Raw genomic sequence first — 19,598 nt, forward strand, 5'->3', positions numbered from 1 at the left:
GCGGTACTTAGTTATGGAAAAAGTGTATTTGGACAATGCGGCTACCACTCAGGTAAGAGACAATGTTATAGCCAAAATGCAGGAGGCCTTGTCTCAAATGTATGGCAATCCTTCCTCAACGCACAGTTTTGGCCGGTCTGCCAAGACCGCCATTGAAAGCGCTAGAAAAACCATTGCCAAGTACTTAAACGCCCACCCTTCCGAAATTATTTTTACTTCTGGCGGAACCGAGGCGGATAATATGATTTTACGCTGTGCTGTAAGGGATTTAAACGTTAAAACCATTATCACCACCAAGATTGAACACCATGCCGTTCTCCACACTGCAGAGGACCTGGAAAAGGAGGCCGGAATAAAATTGCAATTTGTTCATCTGGATGCTGAGGGCAACCCGGATTTAAATCATTTAGAAACACTATTAAAGGCTGATGACTCCAAGAAATTGGTGAGCCTTATGCATGTGAACAATGAAATAGGAAACATTTTGCCTATTGATGAGGTATGTGATCTGTGTCATAAACACGATGCCTATTTTCATTCAGATACCGTGCAGAGCATTGGTCACTATCCTTGGGACGTGAAAAAGACGCCTGTGGATTTTATGACGGCCGCTGCGCATAAATTTCATGGGCCAAAGGGCATAGGGTTCGCTTTTATTAAAAGAAATTCAGGTTTAAAACCAATGATTTCCGGAGGGAGCCAAGAAAGAGGATTTAGAGCAGGAACGGAATCTTTTCATAATATTGTGGGACTTGAAGAAGCATTTACTTCTGCCTATGATTTGCTGGAAGATGAAATGGCGTATGTGCAAGATTTAAAACAATATTTTATAACTCGTTTAAAGCAAGAAATACCCGGTGTTGCACTTAATGGACTTTCCGGTGATATGGAAAAAAGTACCTATACCTTGGCCAACGTGCGCTTGCCAATAGACCCTCAAAAAGCGTTGATGCTTTTATTTCATTTAGACATTAAAGGAATTGCATGTTCCAAAGGCAGTGCTTGCCAATCTGGTAGTGAAGGTGTATCTCATGTGTTGGCCGAAATTTTAAAGGAAGAAGACCTGAAAAAGCCTTCCATACGTTTTTCATTTTCAAAATTCAACACCAAAGAAGAATTAGATTATACCGTACAGGTATTAAAGTCCTTTGTGGAGAATTAATTGGATTGCTTTCGATCTCTCCGTTTTTCCCTATCGTAAGGAAATTTACGCGCCGCCAGTTTCATCATACGGTCAATAAGATCGTTGGTATTTTTACCCGATTTTTTATTGATTTCCTTTTCGTATTTCCAAAGTAGTTTGCCACTATCCCCATCGCTTATTTTAACCCCAATACGTCCGTAATTGGCGCTTCCGGAGAAATAATCCATAAAGTTAAAATCTGTGGACACTCCGTTGGAAAGTAGTACGTTTAAATCAATATTACCACTAATTATGCCGTCCACTCCCAATATTTCACTAAGCTGTTTAATAGTGTAAACGTCAATATTCTTAAAGGAAATATCGTTCTGAGCCAAAATGGCGTTGGTGTTTTTTATATTCTGGAACTCTACAGAAAACTTCTTTTTCTTTTTTCGTTTGGAAAAGTAGGTTTCTAGGGCATTTTGTACAGCGTAACCTTCTTTTTCTTCCAAATTCTTTAATTCCGTTTTGGAAATATCATCGGTTAGATCCAACTTGGTTAAAAAAGGTATGATTGCAAGGACTTGATGGTCTTCACTTAGGTCATCAAATTTATTGCTTTCATAAATATTCTTCTGGGCATTGACAATACCCATGGTCAGCATAAGAATAGTAAAAATCAGCTTCTTCATCATTATCTAAAAACGCATTCGTACTCTTAAGTTCAATACCCTCCCCGTCATAAAATTAGGAATGGCGTATTGGTTTTTACTTTCTACGTCCCTCACCCAAGTATTGGTAATGGAATTTTGGATGTTGAACATATTAAAAAGTTCCAAGCCGGCACTTAACTCCTCAAATTTATGGAGCCAATGTCCTTTGGGGTAACTTTTATTACCATCGGCAAAAATATAGGAAATTCCTAAATCGGCACGCTTATAATCCCGTAATCTGCTCTGGTAATTATAGGGGTCTGTATAACTGGGAGAACCACCAGGAACTCCGGTATTATAAACCAAGTTAAGATACATCTTAAAATTGGGTACTTGGGGAATGTAATCTTGGTAGAGAATGCCTAGTTTAAAGCGTTGGTCCGTAGGTCTGGCAATATATCCCCGATTGTTGCTGTTTTCTTCCGTTCTTAAAAACCCAAGGCTCAACCAAGATTCCGTGCCTGGTACAAAAGCTCCTTGTATTCTTACGTCTGCACCGTATACATAGGCGGTAGCATTGTTATTGGCCACATATCTAATCCTAACATCATCTAACGTATAGGTGTTTACTTGAGATAGGTCTTTGTAGTATAGTTCACTACTCAAATGAAATGGCCGGTTCCACCAAGTAAAGGAATATTCATTGCTGGCTACCCAATGCACGGACTTTTGAGCTTTTGTTTCTGGATGAACGTTACCGTTAAAATCTCTGAGTTCCCTATAAAATGGAGGTTGTTGGTACACCCCACCGGACAGTCTAAAAAGCATATCTTTACTCCAATTGGGCTTTAATGCTAGTTGAAACCTTGGGCTCCATATGAAGTGGGACGCACTATTTAGACTTTGACCGCCTATATGCCAATATTGAGAGCGAAGGCCGGCATTGTAATAAAACTCATGGGAATTGAAGGTTATTCTATTGCTGAATTGGATAAAACCGGAGACCCTGTTGGTATTAACGTAGTTTCTGGCATAAATACCTGTAAAGGGTACCAAAGGAGCTTCAAAGGGTTCATAGGGTTGGTTATTACGAAATTCCGTCAGCGGAGGCCGCACGGAATAACCCAAAGAGTCTAAAAATTCCGATTCCCTAATTTGATCCCTTATATTTTCATGGGTAAATTTTAGCCCCCAACTTAATTTCTTTTCTACTTTAATATGACTTCCTGTATGTCCAATATTTACTATTACGGCATCCAAATCATTTCTAGCTCTTTTAAATTGACTGCCATTGCCTCGTGGTGAAGACGCCCCTCCAGATTCGCCAATTTCTAAAGGCGACAAAGCGTAACTTGCTATTACATCGCTGTATTCTTCTTCCTGTGTGTGGTACACAGAGCTTGTAAAATGTACAATGGTTTGATTGTTGGTAAAGTAAGTGGACTTTAGGGCGCCAAAAGTAGTTTTATATTGGTTGTTTTCCCTTCCTTCGTAGAAGACGTTAAGTGTTCTAGGGTCATTAATGGTACCAAAGGTAGTTGAACGGCTTAAGGGCTCATTTTGGTAATCGTTCACGGAGATATTACCAAGAAAACTTAGATGGAACTTATGGCTGAACTTATAATTACTATAGGTTTGAAAATCTATGAAAACGGGAGTGAAATTAGCTTCCGTTTGGGTGCTGTTCACCAATAGGCTGTTGTTTCTGTAACGTAGACCGTTGATAGAACCAAATTTTTTATTCGCTGAAGCCGTTTCTACCGTGGCGGAAGCACCCAAGAAACTAAGGTCTAATTGAGTGTCAAAATCGTTTGGGTTTTTATAAGTAATGTCCAAAACGGAGGATAATTTATCTCCATACTTTGCCTGAAATCCGCCAGAGGAAAACGCTACATTTTGAACCATGTCGCTATTCACAAAACTAAGTCCCTCCTGTTGTGCGGACCGTATTAGGAAAGGTCTGTAAACTTCAATGCCATTGATGTAGACCAAGTTTTCATCATAATTGCCCCCTCTAACGCTGTATTGTGTACTTAATTCATTGTTGGATGTAACTCCTGGCAGTAGTTTCAATAGGTTTTCTACACCGGCATTGGCACCTGGGATTTTTCTAATGACTTCAGGAGAGATAGTTGTAATACCCTCAATCTTTTTTCGTCCTAAAGAACTGACGGTTACTTCGGAAATTTGGGTAATGTTCTCTTTGAGAACAGGGTTAAACTCAAATGTTTCATTGGTGTTGAGAATAAGTTCGTTCAGTTGAGCGGACTTATATCCCACATGTGAAAATTCTACAATTATGGAGCGGTCCGCCGGTACTTCCAAAATGTAAAATCCGTTGGGGTCCGTTACAGTACCTTGGTTTCCAACATGTACAGATACATCTGAAAGTGGCTCCTCAAGTTCGTTGGTAACAATTCCTGTAAGGTTCGCTTTTTGGGCATAACCGACCGAGACAAATAATGTCAGCAAATATAAAAGAACCGATGCTTGCCACTTCAAGAAGTATTATTTTCTAAAAAACGTGCTTTTGAATGTACTGGTATTACCCACATTGTCCGTGACAATAACTTCTAGGTTGCATTCCTTTTGGTCGAGGATTACATCGTCAAAATTATAGGTCAAGGTATTGGTCTTAGGTTCATATTCCATTAAAATCCACTTACCGTTAATGGTAGCGGAGTAGGTATCTACGCCGCTAAGGTCATCGGAAATATGAACGCTTAAATAATGGTAATTACTCAACCATTTTTGGTCTTTAAAGTTTTTGGGTCTAATGGTTGGGGCAACTGTATCCTTTGCCAGCGTATAGGTGCCCAAATTGCGGGTACGGGTGGTAAAGGTATTTCCTCTTTTATAGGTGGAGGAGTAATGCGGTCTTAATCTGCTATCCAATCTGGCTATGAACATTTGGTTACGTTCATCGGCACTATATTTTTCAACATCAAAGGTGATGGTAAAATTTCTATGGGCGGCTACTCGGCTGTTATGTATGGTTACCGTGTCTTCCCCTTTTTCTAGTTCGATATAAAAATTGTCATAGAAAGTATTGGCCGGAAAATAAACCTTGGCACCAACCAAATCATAATTGTTGGGTTTTTTGGCTATGACGTAATTTTCCGTTTTCTCTTCATCTTTCTCAACAACCACCGCTTCTTTTTTACCTTCTACGGGAATTATCGCTTTGGTAATATTGCCTTCAAAGTCCTTTATAACCAATTCTACCTGATAACTTAGTCCTTCCCTAATATCTATTTTTCCATCATTATAGATGGTATTATAAATACTTAGTTTATTTCCCGGAGCCTTGAAAAGTCTTTGTACCCTTTGGCGATATCTGCCATAGCGGTCGTAATCAATTAAAGTATTCAGTAAACGTGTTTCGGAAAAAGAAAAACTCTCTAAATCATAATCAGTATAGGTGGTACCATTTACTAATTGCTGAACGGAATACACCCCATTACGGTTGGCCGCCAAATCTTGGCGGTCATACCCTATAAAGCCAAAACCAATGGTTCCTGAGGCGTTTACTTTTTGGGCCAGAAAGGTACCGTCTGCCTGTTTTTTAAAACTGATTTCAATAGGTTCCTTACTCTGGTTCACCACGGCATCATCAGATAATGCATACCCATATATTTTTTCCAAAGTAGGATTGGTGGCATCCCTCACCTCAAAACCGTACAGTAGTGGATTGGTAGGTTTTTCTGAAATGCTACTCCGAATTTCAAAGTGAAGGTGTGGGCCAGATGAGCCGCCTGTATTTCCACCGTAGGCTATTACGTTACCTTTGGTAACTTTTAGTTCCCCGTATTTGGGAAATACCTCTACCTCATATGATTTTTTCTCATATTGCACTTTTTTGATGTATTCCTCAATTTCTGGTCCAAACTTTTGAAGGTGTCCGTACACAGAGGTATAACCATTTGGGTGTGCAACATAAAGAGCTTTTCCATAACCCCAGTGGGAGACCTTTATTCGGGTAACACTACCATCACCAATAGCGTAAATTGGTAGACCTTCCCTTTGTTTGGTCTTAATGTCTATACCGGAATGAAAATGGTTAGAGCGTAGCTCTCCAAATGTACCGGCTAGTATAATAGGAATATCCATTGGGGACCTAAAAGCGTCCTGAGGATAGTTTTCCTGTGCGTTGACGATAATACAAAAACAAAAAAGTAGTAGTAAAATAGATTTGCCCATAATCTTTTAAAGAAATACGAAATTAGCCAAACGTATTGTAAACTTGAAAAATCAAATTCATAAAAATGCTAAGTCCACTGAGTTTCAACGTAAATAAACTTGTTAAAGTATTACTTCAACATTATTTGAAAAAAGAATTGCTAGGAAGTATTAGGTATGTTAACTTTGTGTAAAATGCATCGCGTTTGAAATTATGAGTGAATTGGTACAGGTTGTCGACTCTTTGGAGAACAAAATCAGCAAGTTACTGCATAAGATGGAGTTGCTCCAACAGACAAATACCAGATTGGAAGAAGAACTAAATTCCCTAAAAAATGACCGGGAAAAGGTTTTGGAATCCGTTTCCTTTTGGGAGGAAAAATATAATTCACTTAAACTAGCGGACTCGATGTTTGGCAGTAATACAGATAAGACAGAAGCTAAGCTTAAGATAAATGCTTTGATAAGGGAGTTGGACCATTGTATAGCCCAACTTTCGGAATAATAAAATCAAAATGTCAGAAAAGCTCAAAATAAAGCTCTCCATTGCGGATCGAGTTTATCCCTTGACCATAGACCCAAGCCAGGAAGAAGGCTTGCGAAAAGCGGCCAAGAATATTGAGCAATTGGCAAAAAAGTTTGAACAGAGTTACGCCGTTAGGGACAAGCAAGATGTATTGGCTATGTGCGCTTTACAGTTTGCCTCTAAAATAGAACAGCGGGGCATTGATCAAACCGAAAACAACCAAGAGGCTACGGAGCGTTTAAAATCTCTGGAACAATTGGTTGCATCTAAGCTTGGTGTAAAGTAAACGTTCTTTAAAATAGCATAAAGTTACTGCCCACATTGGTACTATCTTTTGACAAACTCAACGTTAATTTGTTTAAAAAGGGTGAGTTTAGGTTGTAAAAGCAGGCCTTACTAGTATAAGGATCCTTGAGCAGCCTGTTAGCCCTAAACCTGTTTTTAGGAGTTTGTACAAAACTTCTCCAATGTGGGTTTTTTTATATTAAATATTAAGTATATGGATATTGCAACACTAATAATAGCAGCAATCGTAGGTATCGTCATTGGCTTTGCGATAGCTAAATTTTTGGAAAAGGGAAAAGCTTCCAAGACCCTTTCCGAAGCCAAAAACAAGGCCGAGGCCATTCTAAAGGATGCCAAAACGGAAGGGGAAAACATTAAAAAGGACAAAATCTTTCAAGCCAAAGAAAAATTTTTGGAACTCAAGGCAGAGCATGAGAAAGTAATTGTTAGCAAGGACAAGAAAATAAACGAAGCCGAAAAGCGTACCCGTGATAAAGAATCACAGGTGAGCAGTGAATTGGCCAAAAACAAAAAGCTGAACCAACAGTTGGATTCCAAGCTAAAGGAGTTGAACCATAAGGAAGAATTCTTTGAGAAGAAACAAACAGAACTGGATAAGCTCCATAGAAATCAAGTTCAACAATTAGAGGTCATTTCCGGGCTCTCTGCGGATGAGGCCAAAGGTCAGTTGCTGGAGTCCTTGAAGGAAACCGCTAAAACGGACGCTATGGCTTATATCCAGACAACCTTGGAAGAAGCTAAACTTACTGCCCAGCAGGAGGCCAAGAAAATTGTTATTAATACCATTCAAAGAATTGGTACGGAAGAAGCGGTGGAGAACTGCGTTTCCGTTTTCAATTTGGAATCCGATGATGTTAAGGGTAGGATTATTGGTAGGGAAGGACGAAATATTAGGGCTTTGGAATCTGCAACGGGTGTAGAGATTATAGTAGATGATACCCCTGAAGCAATTATACTCTCTTGTTTTGACTCGGTTAGGAGGGAGGTAGCTCGGTTGTCACTACATAAGCTAGTGACAGATGGAAGGATCCACCCTGCTAGAATTGAAGAAATTGTCAAGAAAACAGAAAAGCAGATTGAGCAGGAAATTGTGGAGGTTGGTAAACGTGCCGTTATTGATTTGGGTATTCATGGATTGCACCCAGAATTGGTACGGGCCGTGGGTAGAATGAAATACCGTTCATCCTATGGTCAAAACCTATTGCAACACTCTAGGGAGGTAGCCAAACTTTGCGGTGTAATGGCAGCTGAATTAGGTCTGAACCCTAAATTGGCCAAACGTGCCGGTTTATTGCATGATATTGGTAAGGTTCCTAATACAGAGGCTGAGGTAGAAACTCCTCACGCCATCTTAGGTATGCAATGGGCAGAAAAATACGGTGAAAAATCAGACGTATGCAATGCCATTGGTGCCCACCATGATGAAATTGAAATGAAAACCTTGATTGCGCCCATTGTTCAAGTTTGTGATGCGATTAGTGGAGCAAGGCCAGGTGCTCGTAGACAAGTATTGGATTCCTATATCCAACGATTAAAGGATTTGGAGGATATAGCCTTTGGCTTTGGAGGGGTCCAAAAGGCCTATGCTATACAAGCTGGTAGGGAACTTAGGGTAATAGTGGAAAGTGAAAAAGTAAACGATGAAAAAGCGGCCCAGCTTTCGTTTGAAATTTCTCAAAAAATCCAAACTGATATGACCTATCCGGGGCAAGTGAAAGTTACCGTGATCAGGGAAACCCGTTCGGTAAACGTTGCCAAATAAGCATTTACTAGGTACAAAATGAAAAGACCGCAATCGCGGTCTTTTTTTTTATCTTGAGGAATGATTTAGAGGTCTAATACAAGCGGCATGTGATCACTTAAATGTAGCCAATTAGTAGGTTTGCCAATGGAAAAGCTTCCCATAGATTGAAAACAAGGATACCCAAAAAAGTAATCTATGTGGTATGGCTTTTCAGGGTTTTTATGGTGGTAAAAAGTAGGTATCCTTTCTTCTGATTGTTTTTCTTGATAATAGGTATGATACAGGCTTTCAATTCCTTTTTCTTTGAGTTGGCGAACAACATCTGTATGATTCCACCAACGATCCCATTGGTCCCATTTTTTATTGCTATTAAAATCGCCGGCTATTAAAATCTTGTTTAATTTAGGTAGATTTATCTGCAGATATTTGCAGAACTGACCTATATAACCAAAATTAGGGGAACTGTTTTGTTTTGTCCATACCCCTAATAATTGAAAATCGTTATTGACCAAGCAAGGAAGAAATAGCTTTACTTGGTGGTCACTGTAATAGTCTGACCAATTAAGCGGTAATAAATCAATGTCTCTTCTTGCGAAAATTCCTAAACCCTTAGTTTCTTGAATCTCCTATCCAGAGGTGGTTAGCTCCCCATAATTCATAGGGAGTGTTGGGGTAATTAATCGGATTTCCACATTCTTGGATAATGTATATGTCCGCGTTCAGTTTTACTAGTTCATGGAATTTCTTCCTTAAGGCACCATTACAATTCCATGAAACAATTTTCACTTACTTTATCCTTTTGGATTGCGTAGTAAACGAAAGCCCTTGTTGTCCTACGGTAGAATTCATGACGCCTTCAAACAGGGGTTCTGGTGTATTTAGAGGTTTTTTCCATTCAAATAGAAAATTGGAACCCGTGCCCCCTTCTACGTCCACCTCGTCTATAATTATTTCAGTGGTTTCCATAGGGGCAAGATACAAGGGATGGTTAAAATACGTACGAACCAATTTTCCATGGGTATCAAAATATTCAGCTTTTAAAAGATAGATGGTATCTTGATCGCTGGTATTTCGCATACTTACCATGGCCGTGAGATTATGCGTTTTATGCTCCGAAAGGCTATAAATTTGGGAATAGATGGATAAGTAAGATTTTCCATATTCGAGACTATCCAAAGAGCTTACATCCACTTTTCTTTTGGACCAGTTTTCGGGGTTTATGGAGCTCACCTCTTTTTTTTCTTCAAAATTACAAGAGGACAGAAATATGGAAAACAGAAGAGCAACCGAAAAAATTCTCATTTGTTTGGGATTTAAATTGGTATTTCAAATCTACCAATTTAAACCTTATAAATACGAGGTCCCTGAAATCAAAAAAGCTTGATACTAGATTATATATGAATGTGTCCTGTGAGGAATAATTGACATTTTCCACGCATTTCTACTCGGTTTTCCAACAAGGTACATTGTAAATCACCACCTCTTGCCGATAGTTGTTTAGCATTAAATTCCGTTTTGCCGGTTTTTTGGTGCCAAAGAGGGGTCAAGGTGGTATGTGCGGAGCCTGTAACCGGGTCTTCATTAATCCCTGATTGAGGTGCAAAAAAACGTGATACAAAATCTACGGAGCTACCTATTGCGGTAGCAATGACTCCACGGGCATTCAACTTTTGGATGCTTTCCAGTTCGGGCTGTAGGGTTGCGATTTCTTCTTCAGAATCAAATACCAAGACAAAATCGGTTTTTCCTTCATAGGCTTCTTTTGCCTCTAACTGAAAGCATTTTTTTAAGTCATCCGATAAGGATATTTTCTCCAGTTCGTCCGCAGGGAAGTTCATACTAAGCATATCCTCTCGCTTTTCTACGAGTAGTTGGCCACTTCTTGGAGAAATAAATTTGATCTGGTCTTTAGAATAACCTTCCAAATAAAATAAAACGTAAGCCGCAGCCAGAGTGGCGTGACCACAGAGGTCAACCTCAGTAGTAGGTGTAAACCATCTAATTTCAAAGTGATCTTGTTTAGGAACATAGAATGCAGTTTCCGCCAAATTATTCTCCATGGCTATTTTCTGCATAAGCTGGTCTTCTAACCATTCTTTTAATGGACAGATCGCCGCAGGATTACCTCCGAAGACTTTATCGGTAAAGGCATCAACTTGGAATAGTCTTAGCTTCATGAAGTCTAACTTATAAGCACCCAAGGTACATAAAGCTCCTATGTAAACAAATTCTCTTTTAACAATGTAAAATGAAAATAGACACCTTTATCTCCATTTGGTCTATGGCCTAAAGTAATGACCCCTCCAAGTCTTTCTACAATACTTTTGCTTGTTGCCAAACCAATTCCAGTGTCCTTGGGGCCCGATTTGTGAAGCGTTTCGAACATAACAAAAACCTTATGCCAGTATTTTTCCGGTATTCCTTCTCCGTTGTCCTCAAATGTAAATTGATAAAAGTCCTGGTCCTCTTTGAACCCTATCCAAACATTAATTGGGTCTTCACAGAATTTAAGGGAGTTTTGAAGGAGATTTCTAAAAATTTGTTCAAAACCGGGGAGGGAGTGATTGATTTCTGTACCAAAGTTGTCAAAAACAATCTTTATTTTATTCGCTGCGTCTACTTCCTTCGCTATTAGTTCAATCTTTTTTTGAGGTGCAAACTTCTCAAAGCAAACTTCGGCATTGGTAATTTTTATGTATTGAGTTATTCCCCTAATCATTGACTCCATATAATAGATACGTTCTTCAATAGTATCTAACCATTCTGGAATCTCCGTATTCTTTAAGAGGTGCAGGTAATCTTCCTTCATAAAACCTACCAATGACGTAATACCGTGTAAAGGCGTTTTCATATCATGGGCCATACGATAGGTGAAATGCTTTAATTGATCATTTTTGGCTTGAAGTTCTTTATTAGTGACAAGTTGTAAATAATTCTGGCGTCTTAGTTCTAGCTGCGCCATAACTTGATTGGCCAAGAACCGTAGGGCTTCATATTGTTTAGTGGTAAACTGTTCCCTTGGTTTTGTATCGATCACGCAAAGCGTTCCTATGGAAAAGCCATCTTTTGTGTTTAAAGGAGCACCTGCATAGAACTGTACTTTTGGGCCGCCAATCACTAGCGGATTATCGCTAAAGCGCTCATCTGCTTTTGCATCGGGTACCACAAGTAAGTTGTCGGGGTCATTAATGGCATGTGCGCAAAATGCCAAATCGCGCGGGGTTTCGGTAGCATCAATACCAAAATGTGATTTAAACCATTGCCGCTGCTCATCAACCAAGGATACAAGGGCCATTGGAGTGTCGCAAATATCAGCGGCAATCCGGGTAATGGCATCATATTCATCCTCGGCCAATGTATCTAGAATATGAAAGCTTTGAAGTGCCTTTAGTCTCTCTTCCTCATTTGCAGGAATAGTTGGTTTGATCATCTATTAAATGGTTTAATGATGTTACTCTCAAATGAAAATTATTGGGGAACTTTCATTTAAGTCCGTTTACTACGAACATTAAACACTTTAAACGAAAACGAAAGAAAGATTATTGTGGGTATTCTTAATTTTTTGTAAGAAAAAGATTAAAAAATTTATTGGCGTCTTTGATGTTTTCTATGCCAAGCAGCCAACAAACTTCTGATAGGTCTGAGAAATCAACGCCGCCTTTGGCAACCGCCTCATTATTATATCTGCCCTCAACGCCATTATATTGCAGTCCTAATTCAATGGCGTGCTCCCACAATTTAAGAAGGTCCGGATTATTAATATGATGATCCCAATCTGTAAAGGTTTCGCTTCTAAAGCCCGGGGTGCCATTTCCAACAGCATTGCCATCGGGAATTTTATGATAGGTAGCCTTGTTCTTTACATATTCCAGCGCTTGGGGATTGGTTACTTTTTCATTCCAGTCACTATGCTGTACAATATGAAAATGATCTTTTAAACTTAAGCGTGGATCTTCTTTGGCCACCGCTTTCATTAGGGCCGCAGAAAAATCTGATTGACCGGCTTCGGCAATCCAAACCCTGCCTCCATTGTCCAATGTTTTTTTGACCAACTTATTAACCTTTGCTACGGCCTTTTCAAAATCCTTATGCGCATCGGTCCAATTATTCCCAAAGGCCATTTTAAAAAGGCTATTGGGCGGCACATACAGCCCTTCTTGTTCACCGTAGGTACCTGCAACTGCGTGATATTTAATACTTGTATAATCAGGTTGAAGCATCAAACTTTTAAAGGCCGCTACTGTGTGCAGGTCATCCACATCTGTTTTACAGTCAAAGTGACCTAATAACAAATCTTTCTCCTTGTTAAAACGATCTTCTTGGGCTTTGAGCGCATTCTGAAATCCACAAATGACAACAGCAAAAACAACGAAGGTTCTAACAATGGAATACATATAAATAATGGGTTTTAAAATGCTCGGTTAATTTTATTCTTCGGAATCGTCGGTAGACTCATCATCACTTTCAGCCTCCCTATGAAGACTGTTTTCCATGATGTTGAGCTTTTTAAGTTTTGCTTTCCATGTGGTCAAAGACTCTTTATGGCTATTGACCCTTTTTACTACATCTTGCACTAATGGGTTGTCTTCACTGGCATTGGAGAAAAACTGAAGGTTATTTTCCAATTGACGGATTTCTCCTTTGATTTCCTCTATTTTCTTACGGATAAAACTTCGTTCATTTTGAATGGCCCTTACATTTTCTGAATCTGCCAGTTCCTGAACTTTATTACCGTATTTCAATAATTCAGCATCTTGTCTGCTTACTTTCAATTTCTTGAACATGGCATCCAAAATCTTATTGAATTTCTGGTCAATATTTTTCTTCCTAAATGGAACCCTGCCGTAGTTTTTCCATTCGGCAATAAATTCCTTAAGTACCAAAATATCCTTTTCCCTATCTCCGCTCAATTGAACATCCTTAAGACGGTTGAGGCATTCCTCTTTTTTCCTATAATTTTCCTCCTCTTCCGCTGCACCTTTATTTTTAAGGGCATGGAGCCTGTCAAAATAATGGTTACAAGCGTTTTTAAATTCTTTCCAAATCTTATCAGAGTACTTTCTGGGAACATGCCCAATTTTCTTCCATTCACTTTGGATGCGCTTCATTTCTTGGGTGGTACTATCCCAATCCTCGCTGTCTTTTAATGAAATCGCCAAATCCAATAACTCCCTCTTTTTCTGAAGGTTTTCTTGTTGGTCTTTTTTGAGGTTTTTATAATAGCTGTTTTTATTCCGATTAAAAGACCTTACAGCATCCTTAAAGGAAGCCCAGGTTTTTTCATTTTTATTTCTAGGAACTTTCCCGGCTGCAAAGAAGTTTTCACGAAACTCCTCTACTTTTTTTATTTGCTGCTGTAGACCTCTATGATTATTGGCCGTATTTTCTGCTATTTGCCTAATAGACTTGATAATTTCCTGCTTCTTCTCCCAGTTCTTTTCAAATAGGGCGTCCTGTTCCTTATAATGGTCTTGTCTTCTTTGGTGCAGAACCTTGGTAGCATTGCTAAAGCGCTCCCAAATTGCTTCTCTATGTTCTTGGCCCACAGGGCCTATATCCTCTTTCCAGATTTTATGGAGAATCTGCAATTCTCTAAAAACCTTGTTCAGGTCTGGCTCCGTTGCCAATGCTTCGGCCTGTTGTACCAGTTTTTCCTTTTCGGCAAGGTTGTGCTTAAAATCCAGGTCGCGCAATTCTCTGTTAAGATGTAGGAAATCGTAAAATATTTCCACATGATGCTGGTAGGTTCGCCATACATCATTGTAGTTATTTCTGGGAATTGGGCCAGCATTCCTCCATTGTTCCTGTAAATCCTTAAAGTTTTTGTAGGTAGTGTTCATATCCTCTTCTACGTTCACCAACCCCTTTAGTTCTTCAATAATTTCCAGTCTTTTGTTAAGATTGGCCTTTAAATCCTTTTCCAGGTTTTTATAGTATTGATTTCTCTTTTCGCGGTAATCCGTATAGACTTCATTAAATTGTCTTTTGGTAACCGAATTGTATCTAAAGTCTATTTCATTGCCTCCATTGGAAATAAAATCCTCCTTCTTTTCATCTATAAAATCCTGAAATTTTAAATCGAACTCCGATTTTATACCATCCACATGTTTTTTTATGGCCTGTACTTTTTCATTTCGGACCAATCGCTGAAGTTCTCCTACCAAATTTTCCATGGACATGGAGTGGTAGTCCAATATGGGAATGGTATGCCTGTGTTCATTATCGCTATCCTCAGCGTCTTCTGCGTTATTTTCATCAATTTCATTGAGAACGTCCTCATCCTTTTCTTCCACAGTTTCTCTTTCTTCTTCCTTACTGCCTTCTGGAGTGTTTTTGGAGTGCGAAGCTACATCGTTTGAGATATTTTCTTCAGTTGTAGGAGTTTCCTCAACCTTGGTGCCTTCATCACCCGTAGCAGAAATACCTCTGGTTTCTTCCTTTTCATTTTGGGTGGTGTTCTCTTGAAGTTTTTTGTCTTCAGACATGATCGTTCTTGTTTTGTAGGTGCCCTATATTCTTCTAATCCGTTTTGGAATAAAGTCACCTTTGTTTGCTTCCAAGGCTTTGGTGAAAATCATATAGTTTGATTTTCAGTACATTATTTATTTGCCCTTAGGTTTGTTTAGCTAGCCTATTTAATGGTAAGATACTAACAACCTAATAAAGTACAAAGGTTATAAGACTATTTTAAGAAAGCAGGTTTTAAGGTAAATCCACTAAGAATTAATTGCGATTTCTTTTAGACAAGTGATGGTATTGAACAAGCGGAATTTGTGGTTTGGGAGAGGTAGGTTAAAAAGTTTCCTGCCAAATTTCCCAAGCTCTGTCCGCTTGAAGTTCCAACATTCTTAAACCATTGCAAATTTGGGCGCCGCGTTTCTTTCCCTCCTTTAAAAAAGCAGTTTCCGAAGGGTTATAGATGAGATCGAACAACAAATGGTTCTGTGTAATTCCCTTATACGGGATATTGGGTTTGGCTTCCACATCAGGGAACGTGCCCAAAGGAGTACAATTGATAATGACCGTATACTTTTTTATAACCTCTATATCCAAATCGTCATAGGATAATTTGCCCACATCCCTTTTTCTGGAAACATATTTTCTTTCAATTTGTAATTGATCAAGTACAAAAGCCACTGCTTTAGAAGCTCCTCCTGTTCCCAATATTAGGGCTTTGGTATGTTGCGGTTGTAAAAATGGTTTGATGGAGTTTTCAAATCCGTAGGCATCCGTATTATGGCCAATAAGGCCATTTTTTGAAAACTGAATGGTATTTACGGCACCAATTTCTTTAGCCTGGGGAGTGAGTTCCTTAAGATAGGGGATAACATTTTGCTTATAGGGAATGGTCACGTTCAAACCTTTTAAATCCATGTTATTTTTTAGAAGGCTCTGAAATTCATTCGCAGCTTGCAAATCAAAATTTTCGTAGCTATGACCGGATAATCCTAGCTTTTCAAATTTATCCTTGAAATATCCCCTTGAAAAGGAATAAGAAATGTTTTTGCCTACAAGACCAAATCTATGATTGTGTTTTGTCATTTATGATTTTCTATTTTTTCCGTACCAATCCAGGCCCAATAAAATACCTATACCAACAAGAACAAAAAAAATGGCCCACCAAGTTTCGGCTAGGTCTATTTTAGGAAAGTACCGTTCATAATTTACAATGATTTCCTTTCCGTTGGAGTCCAGGATATTTACCCCTTGCTCATCCGTTTTAAAAATGGTTCTTTTCCACGGCCAAACAGTGCCAAGAGAACCGGTGATAAAACCAATGATAACAGCTGTAGTAATATGTTTATAGTGTTTTAGAACGTAGCTTAGCAGGTGCGATAGACTGACAAGGCCGGCAGCAGAACCGGTAGTGAAAACCGCAAGAATGACAAGGGTGTCCAATCGTTCTTGGTTTTTTACAAAACCAAAGTCTCCCGTCAAAATTTCAGCACACGTATCGTACAGTGCATTCACAGAATCTACCAATAGCAGCACGTAGTTGCCTAAAAGAATCAAAATAAAAGATCCGGACAATCCGGGTAAGGTCATCCCGGATACACTGATCATACCGCAAAGAAAAATAAATAACAGATTATCGTTTTCTTTTGCGGGACTTAGAAAACTAATTGAAATACCTACAAAAAGACCGATAAGTCCTGCAATAATGGTTTTGCGGTTCCAGTGTTCATAATCTTTTGAAATATAATAAATAGACCCTAAGATCATTCCAAAAAATCCCGCCCATACATATAGTTCCTTTTGTTCCAGAAAATAATCCAAAATTTTAGAGACGCTAAAGTAACTTACAAGCATCCCAAAAATGAGCAAGGATAGAAAGGAGCCGTTAATGTATCTGTAAAAGCTCTTGAACCTACCATTAAAAAGTAATTTGAAGGCTTTACCGTTTACCTTTTGAAGTGAATAAATAAACTCTTCATAAAAACCGGCAACAAAGGCCACAATGCCTCCGGAAACCCCAGGTACCTTATTGGCAGCTCCCATGCATAGGCCTTTAATGACCAGAAAAAACTTATCCTGTATGCTGCGAGGCTCGTACATGAATCACTATTCTTTTTTGGCAGCGGTTCGCTCTAAAAGAAAAATGAGCAGAAAGCCCACAAGGGCCGCAATAATAGCAATTACCAACTGATTGTCCCCTTGAAAGCTAAATGGGGATACATTTTCATCGATCGTAATGATTTTTTCGCCAATGGTCCTGGTTTCCAATACTCTTTTCCAAGGCCAGATTTTATTGAGGGACCCAATTATAAAACCAGTTAGTAGGGCCAGTGTGAGATTTTTGTGATTGTTGAACATCCATTTAAGCAATTTGGCGAAACTTAGCAATCCAAAAATGGCCCCTGCACCAACTACTGCAATCACCTTGATATCCATATTGTGAACCGCATCGATAATGGTTTTGTAGGAACCTAAAAGCACAAGAATAAATGCTCCGGAAATACCTGGCAATATCATGGCGCAAATAGCTAGCGCTCCCGATAAGAAAAGAAATGGAAGGCTATCTACACTCCCTGACGGGGGTAATATGGTTATGTAATAGGCAACGCATGCCCCTAAAATCAAAAAGAAAATAGTTGTGGCGTTCCATTTTTTTACCTCTTTCCCTACCAAAAGTATGCTGGCTATGACCAATCCAAAGAAAAAAGACCAAATGAGAATGGGTTTGTTTTCTAATAGCCAACTTACCAGTTTGGCCAATGAAAGTACGCTTATTCCTATGCCAATAAATAGGGCCAGTAGAAAATTACCGTTTAGCTGGTTCCAAGCGGACTTTAGACCTTGCTCCTTTAAGGTTTTGAAAAGGGAAAGGTCTACATTGTTTATAGAAGTTATCAACTCTTCATAAATACCCGAAATAAAAGCGATGGTACCACCAGATACACCAGGAACTACATCTGCAGCACCCATGGCCATACCTTTAAGAGTAACTATAAGGTATTGGATAAAGTTTCTTTTCTCCATGAAATTTGTTTCAACAGAAACAAAAATAAACTTTTATAGTGGTAAGTGCCCAATATCTAAATTACTACTTCAGTTTGGACGAGGATTATGTTACTGCCTAATGGACTTTTCAATGGTAGCCACAATTTTTCGTACCCAATCAGAGGTGGCATATTGAGGAAATTGCTGCTTAAAGACTTCTAACTTTTTAAAGTCCATTTTTAACGCATCTATTAAGCTTATCCTGGCATTAATGGTGTCATTTGTTTCCAGATAGAACCCTGCGGTTTTGTATTTCAATTCCGCATTATCAGGATAAAATTCCTGTCCTTGGGATAATACTTGAATGGCGCCGGGTATGTCATCATTTTTTTTGATTACATCGGCCCAATCCAACCAGGTGCCTAGCTCATAATTTCCCAGATCTACCGCTTGTTTGTAGGAGTAATCCGCTTGGTCATACCGATCCAGAGCAGCGTTGATCATGGCACATTTTTTCCAGTATTGGGCATTTTCACCATCTATATTCAAGGCCTTGTTTACATAAAACAATGCCTTTTTGTAGTTCTTTTTTCTGAAATAAAAATCGGTGATGGCCAACCATCCTTTGTCCAATAAAGGGTCTTCATGAACGGTATGATAATAGTAATACTTGGCCATTTCATCATTTTCCAACCGCTCATAACACTTTCCGATGCGCAAATAAGCATGGGAAGTTGGGTCTTCCATTTGTATGGTGGTCTCGTAATTTTCAATGGCCTCATTGTATTTGCCCATTTTCTCGAGAACCTTCCCTTTTTCAAAATAAGCGCCAATAAAGGTGTCATCTGAAATGATTGCAAAATCAAAGGCGGTCAAAGCCTCTGAAAGCATATTCTTGGAAATATACTGTTTCCCCAATTGATGCCAAGCAACCTCGCAGTACGGGTTTCTTTCCAAGTAATCGTTCAAGTAAACAATGGCACCGTCGTGGTCTTCTAAAAACTCAAAACAGTAAATAACATTGTATAGGGATGAGTAGTCTTGATCATCAAAATCAACACATCTCATGAAACTCTCCTTGGCCAACTTATAATCGTCCATAAAGAGGTACTCCATTCCCAAAAGGGAATAGATGTCAAAACTATTGTCCGTTAAATTCAGGGCGTGGTTCAATAATTCTACAGCGGCCTCGTGGTTATCTTTTTTGGAGAATATGTTGGCACGCTGTATAAAAATTTCCTCATTACTGCTATCCAACACTTGCAGCTCATCCAAGTACTGCTCTGCTAAATCAAGATGGTTCTCAAAAACGAGCACCTCTACATCTAGCAGTTTGAGTTCTATGGAACCTGGGTGTTGTTGCAGCCCAATTCGGATCGCTTTTTTTGCCAGTGTTATCTTGCCGTTGTTTAGATAATGATGGATGATTTCCTCAAAATCTTCAGCATCGAAGAAGTAAACATCGTCAGTTTTGAGCATTGATTCAAACTTGGCGATGGATTGGTCTGGCCTTTCGTTAGATTCTAACGCCATATGAACGTTTTGGTTAAACTATGGAATTAAAAGTACCTTTTTAAAAAGCACTTTTTTTCCCCTTGGAGCCTATATTATTAACAAATTAGTTAA

The 19,598-nt window shown here is 39.0% G+C and carries 17 protein-coding genes and 1 other RNA gene; 5 read left to right on the forward strand and 13 right to left on the reverse strand.

The annotated features are described in order from the left end of the window. The first annotated feature begins 13 nt into the window (after positions 1-13). Positions 14-1,162 carry a cysteine desulfurase family protein gene (locus tag BIZ36_RS05165; protein WP_187456809.1) on the forward strand — a complete coding sequence of 383 codons (1,149 nt, stop codon included), beginning with the start codon at positions 14-16 and terminating at the stop codon, positions 1,160-1,162. Here the strand turns inward: BIZ36_RS05165 and BIZ36_RS05170 are convergent. Genes BIZ36_RS05170 through BIZ36_RS05180 form a run of 3 tightly spaced genes read right to left on the reverse strand, consistent with a single transcriptional unit; the run spans position 1,159 to position 5,976 of the window. Further along, positions 1,159-1,818: a hypothetical protein gene (locus tag BIZ36_RS05170; protein WP_222937257.1), complete on the reverse strand. Its 660-nt coding sequence runs from the start codon at positions 1,816-1,818 to the stop codon at positions 1,159-1,161. The genes BIZ36_RS05165 and BIZ36_RS05170 overlap by 4 nt on opposite strands. 3 nt (positions 1,819-1,821) lie before the next feature. Next, complete coding sequence (locus BIZ36_RS05175; RefSeq protein ID WP_187456810.1) at positions 1,822-4,278, reverse strand: TonB-dependent receptor; 2,457 nt, start codon at positions 4,276-4,278, stop codon at positions 1,822-1,824. 6 nt (positions 4,279-4,284) lie between these two features. Next, positions 4,285-5,976: a M23 family metallopeptidase gene (locus BIZ36_RS05180; protein ID WP_187456811.1), complete on the reverse strand. Its 1,692-nt coding sequence runs from the start codon at positions 5,974-5,976 to the stop codon at positions 4,285-4,287. 193 nt (positions 5,977-6,169) lie between these two features. Between BIZ36_RS05180 and BIZ36_RS05185 the strand changes: the two genes are divergently transcribed. The 4 genes from BIZ36_RS05185 to rny all read left to right on the forward strand — a co-directional run bounded on the left by BIZ36_RS05185 (position 6,170) and on the right by rny (position 8,549). After that, the gene (locus BIZ36_RS05185) at positions 6,170-6,460 is read left to right on the forward strand and encodes a coiled-coil domain-containing protein (protein ID WP_187456812.1); all 291 of its coding nucleotides are present in this window, start codon (positions 6,170-6,172) and stop codon (positions 6,458-6,460) included. Positions 6,461-6,470: 10 nt separating this feature from the next. Further along, complete coding sequence (locus BIZ36_RS05190) at positions 6,471-6,767, forward strand: cell division protein ZapA (protein ID WP_187456813.1); 297 nt, start codon at positions 6,471-6,473, stop codon at positions 6,765-6,767. A 55-nt stretch (positions 6,768-6,822) separates the two neighbouring features. Continuing rightward, a non-coding RNA gene (ssrS, locus tag BIZ36_RS05195) (6S RNA) lies at positions 6,823-6,932 on the forward strand. A 48-nt stretch (positions 6,933-6,980) separates the two neighbouring features. Next, on the forward strand, positions 6,981-8,549 hold the full coding sequence (rny, locus tag BIZ36_RS05200) for a ribonuclease Y (protein ID WP_187456814.1): 1,569 nt from the start codon (positions 6,981-6,983) through the stop codon (positions 8,547-8,549). A gap of 65 nt (positions 8,550-8,614) precedes the next feature. Here rny and BIZ36_RS20720 read toward each other — a convergent pair whose 3' ends face one another. From BIZ36_RS20720 to BIZ36_RS05250, 10 genes are all read right to left on the reverse strand, one after another. Beyond that, a complete protein-coding gene (locus BIZ36_RS20720; RefSeq protein ID WP_222937259.1) occupies positions 8,615-9,043 on the reverse strand; it encodes a hypothetical protein in 429 nt (142 codons plus the stop codon). Positions 9,044-9,317: 274 nt separating this feature from the next. Next, positions 9,318-9,833 (reverse strand): DUF3124 domain-containing protein, encoded by a 516-nt coding sequence (locus tag BIZ36_RS05210; RefSeq protein ID WP_187456815.1) that lies wholly within the window; start codon positions 9,831-9,833, stop codon positions 9,318-9,320. Positions 9,834-9,922: 89 nt separating this feature from the next. Then, complete coding sequence (locus BIZ36_RS05215) at positions 9,923-10,708, reverse strand: PhzF family phenazine biosynthesis protein (protein ID WP_187456816.1); 786 nt, start codon at positions 10,706-10,708, stop codon at positions 9,923-9,925. Between the two features lie 38 nt (positions 10,709-10,746). Beyond that, on the reverse strand, positions 10,747-11,961 hold the full coding sequence (locus tag BIZ36_RS05220) for a sensor histidine kinase (RefSeq protein WP_187456817.1): 1,215 nt from the start codon (positions 11,959-11,961) through the stop codon (positions 10,747-10,749). Positions 11,962-12,085: 124 nt separating this feature from the next. Next, entirely contained in the window at positions 12,086-12,925 is an 840-nt protein-coding gene (locus BIZ36_RS05225) for a hypothetical protein (RefSeq protein WP_187456818.1), read from the reverse strand. A 33-nt stretch (positions 12,926-12,958) separates the two neighbouring features. After that, on the reverse strand, positions 12,959-15,016 hold the full coding sequence (locus BIZ36_RS05230; RefSeq protein WP_187456819.1) for a DUF349 domain-containing protein: 2,058 nt from the start codon (positions 15,014-15,016) through the stop codon (positions 12,959-12,961). 307 nt (positions 15,017-15,323) lie between these two features. Continuing rightward, on the reverse strand, positions 15,324-16,073 hold the full coding sequence (locus BIZ36_RS05235) for a shikimate dehydrogenase family protein (protein WP_187456820.1): 750 nt from the start codon (positions 16,071-16,073) through the stop codon (positions 15,324-15,326). Continuing rightward, the gene (locus tag BIZ36_RS05240; protein WP_187456821.1) at positions 16,074-17,087 is read right to left on the reverse strand and encodes a DUF368 domain-containing protein; all 1,014 of its coding nucleotides are present in this window, start codon (positions 17,085-17,087) and stop codon (positions 16,074-16,076) included. A gap of 6 nt (positions 17,088-17,093) precedes the next feature. Then, the gene (locus tag BIZ36_RS05245; RefSeq protein WP_187456822.1) at positions 17,094-18,011 is read right to left on the reverse strand and encodes a polyprenyl-phosphate transporter; all 918 of its coding nucleotides are present in this window, start codon (positions 18,009-18,011) and stop codon (positions 17,094-17,096) included. A 90-nt stretch (positions 18,012-18,101) separates the two neighbouring features. Further along, a complete protein-coding gene (locus BIZ36_RS05250; RefSeq protein WP_187456823.1) occupies positions 18,102-19,505 on the reverse strand; it encodes a tetratricopeptide repeat protein in 1,404 nt (467 codons plus the stop codon). Between the last annotated feature and the right edge of the window lie 93 nt (positions 19,506-19,598).

Origin of the sequence: Cytophaga sp. FL35 (assembly GCF_014349235.1) — a bacterium.
GTDB lineage: Bacteria > Bacteroidota > Bacteroidia > Flavobacteriales > Flavobacteriaceae > Euzebyella.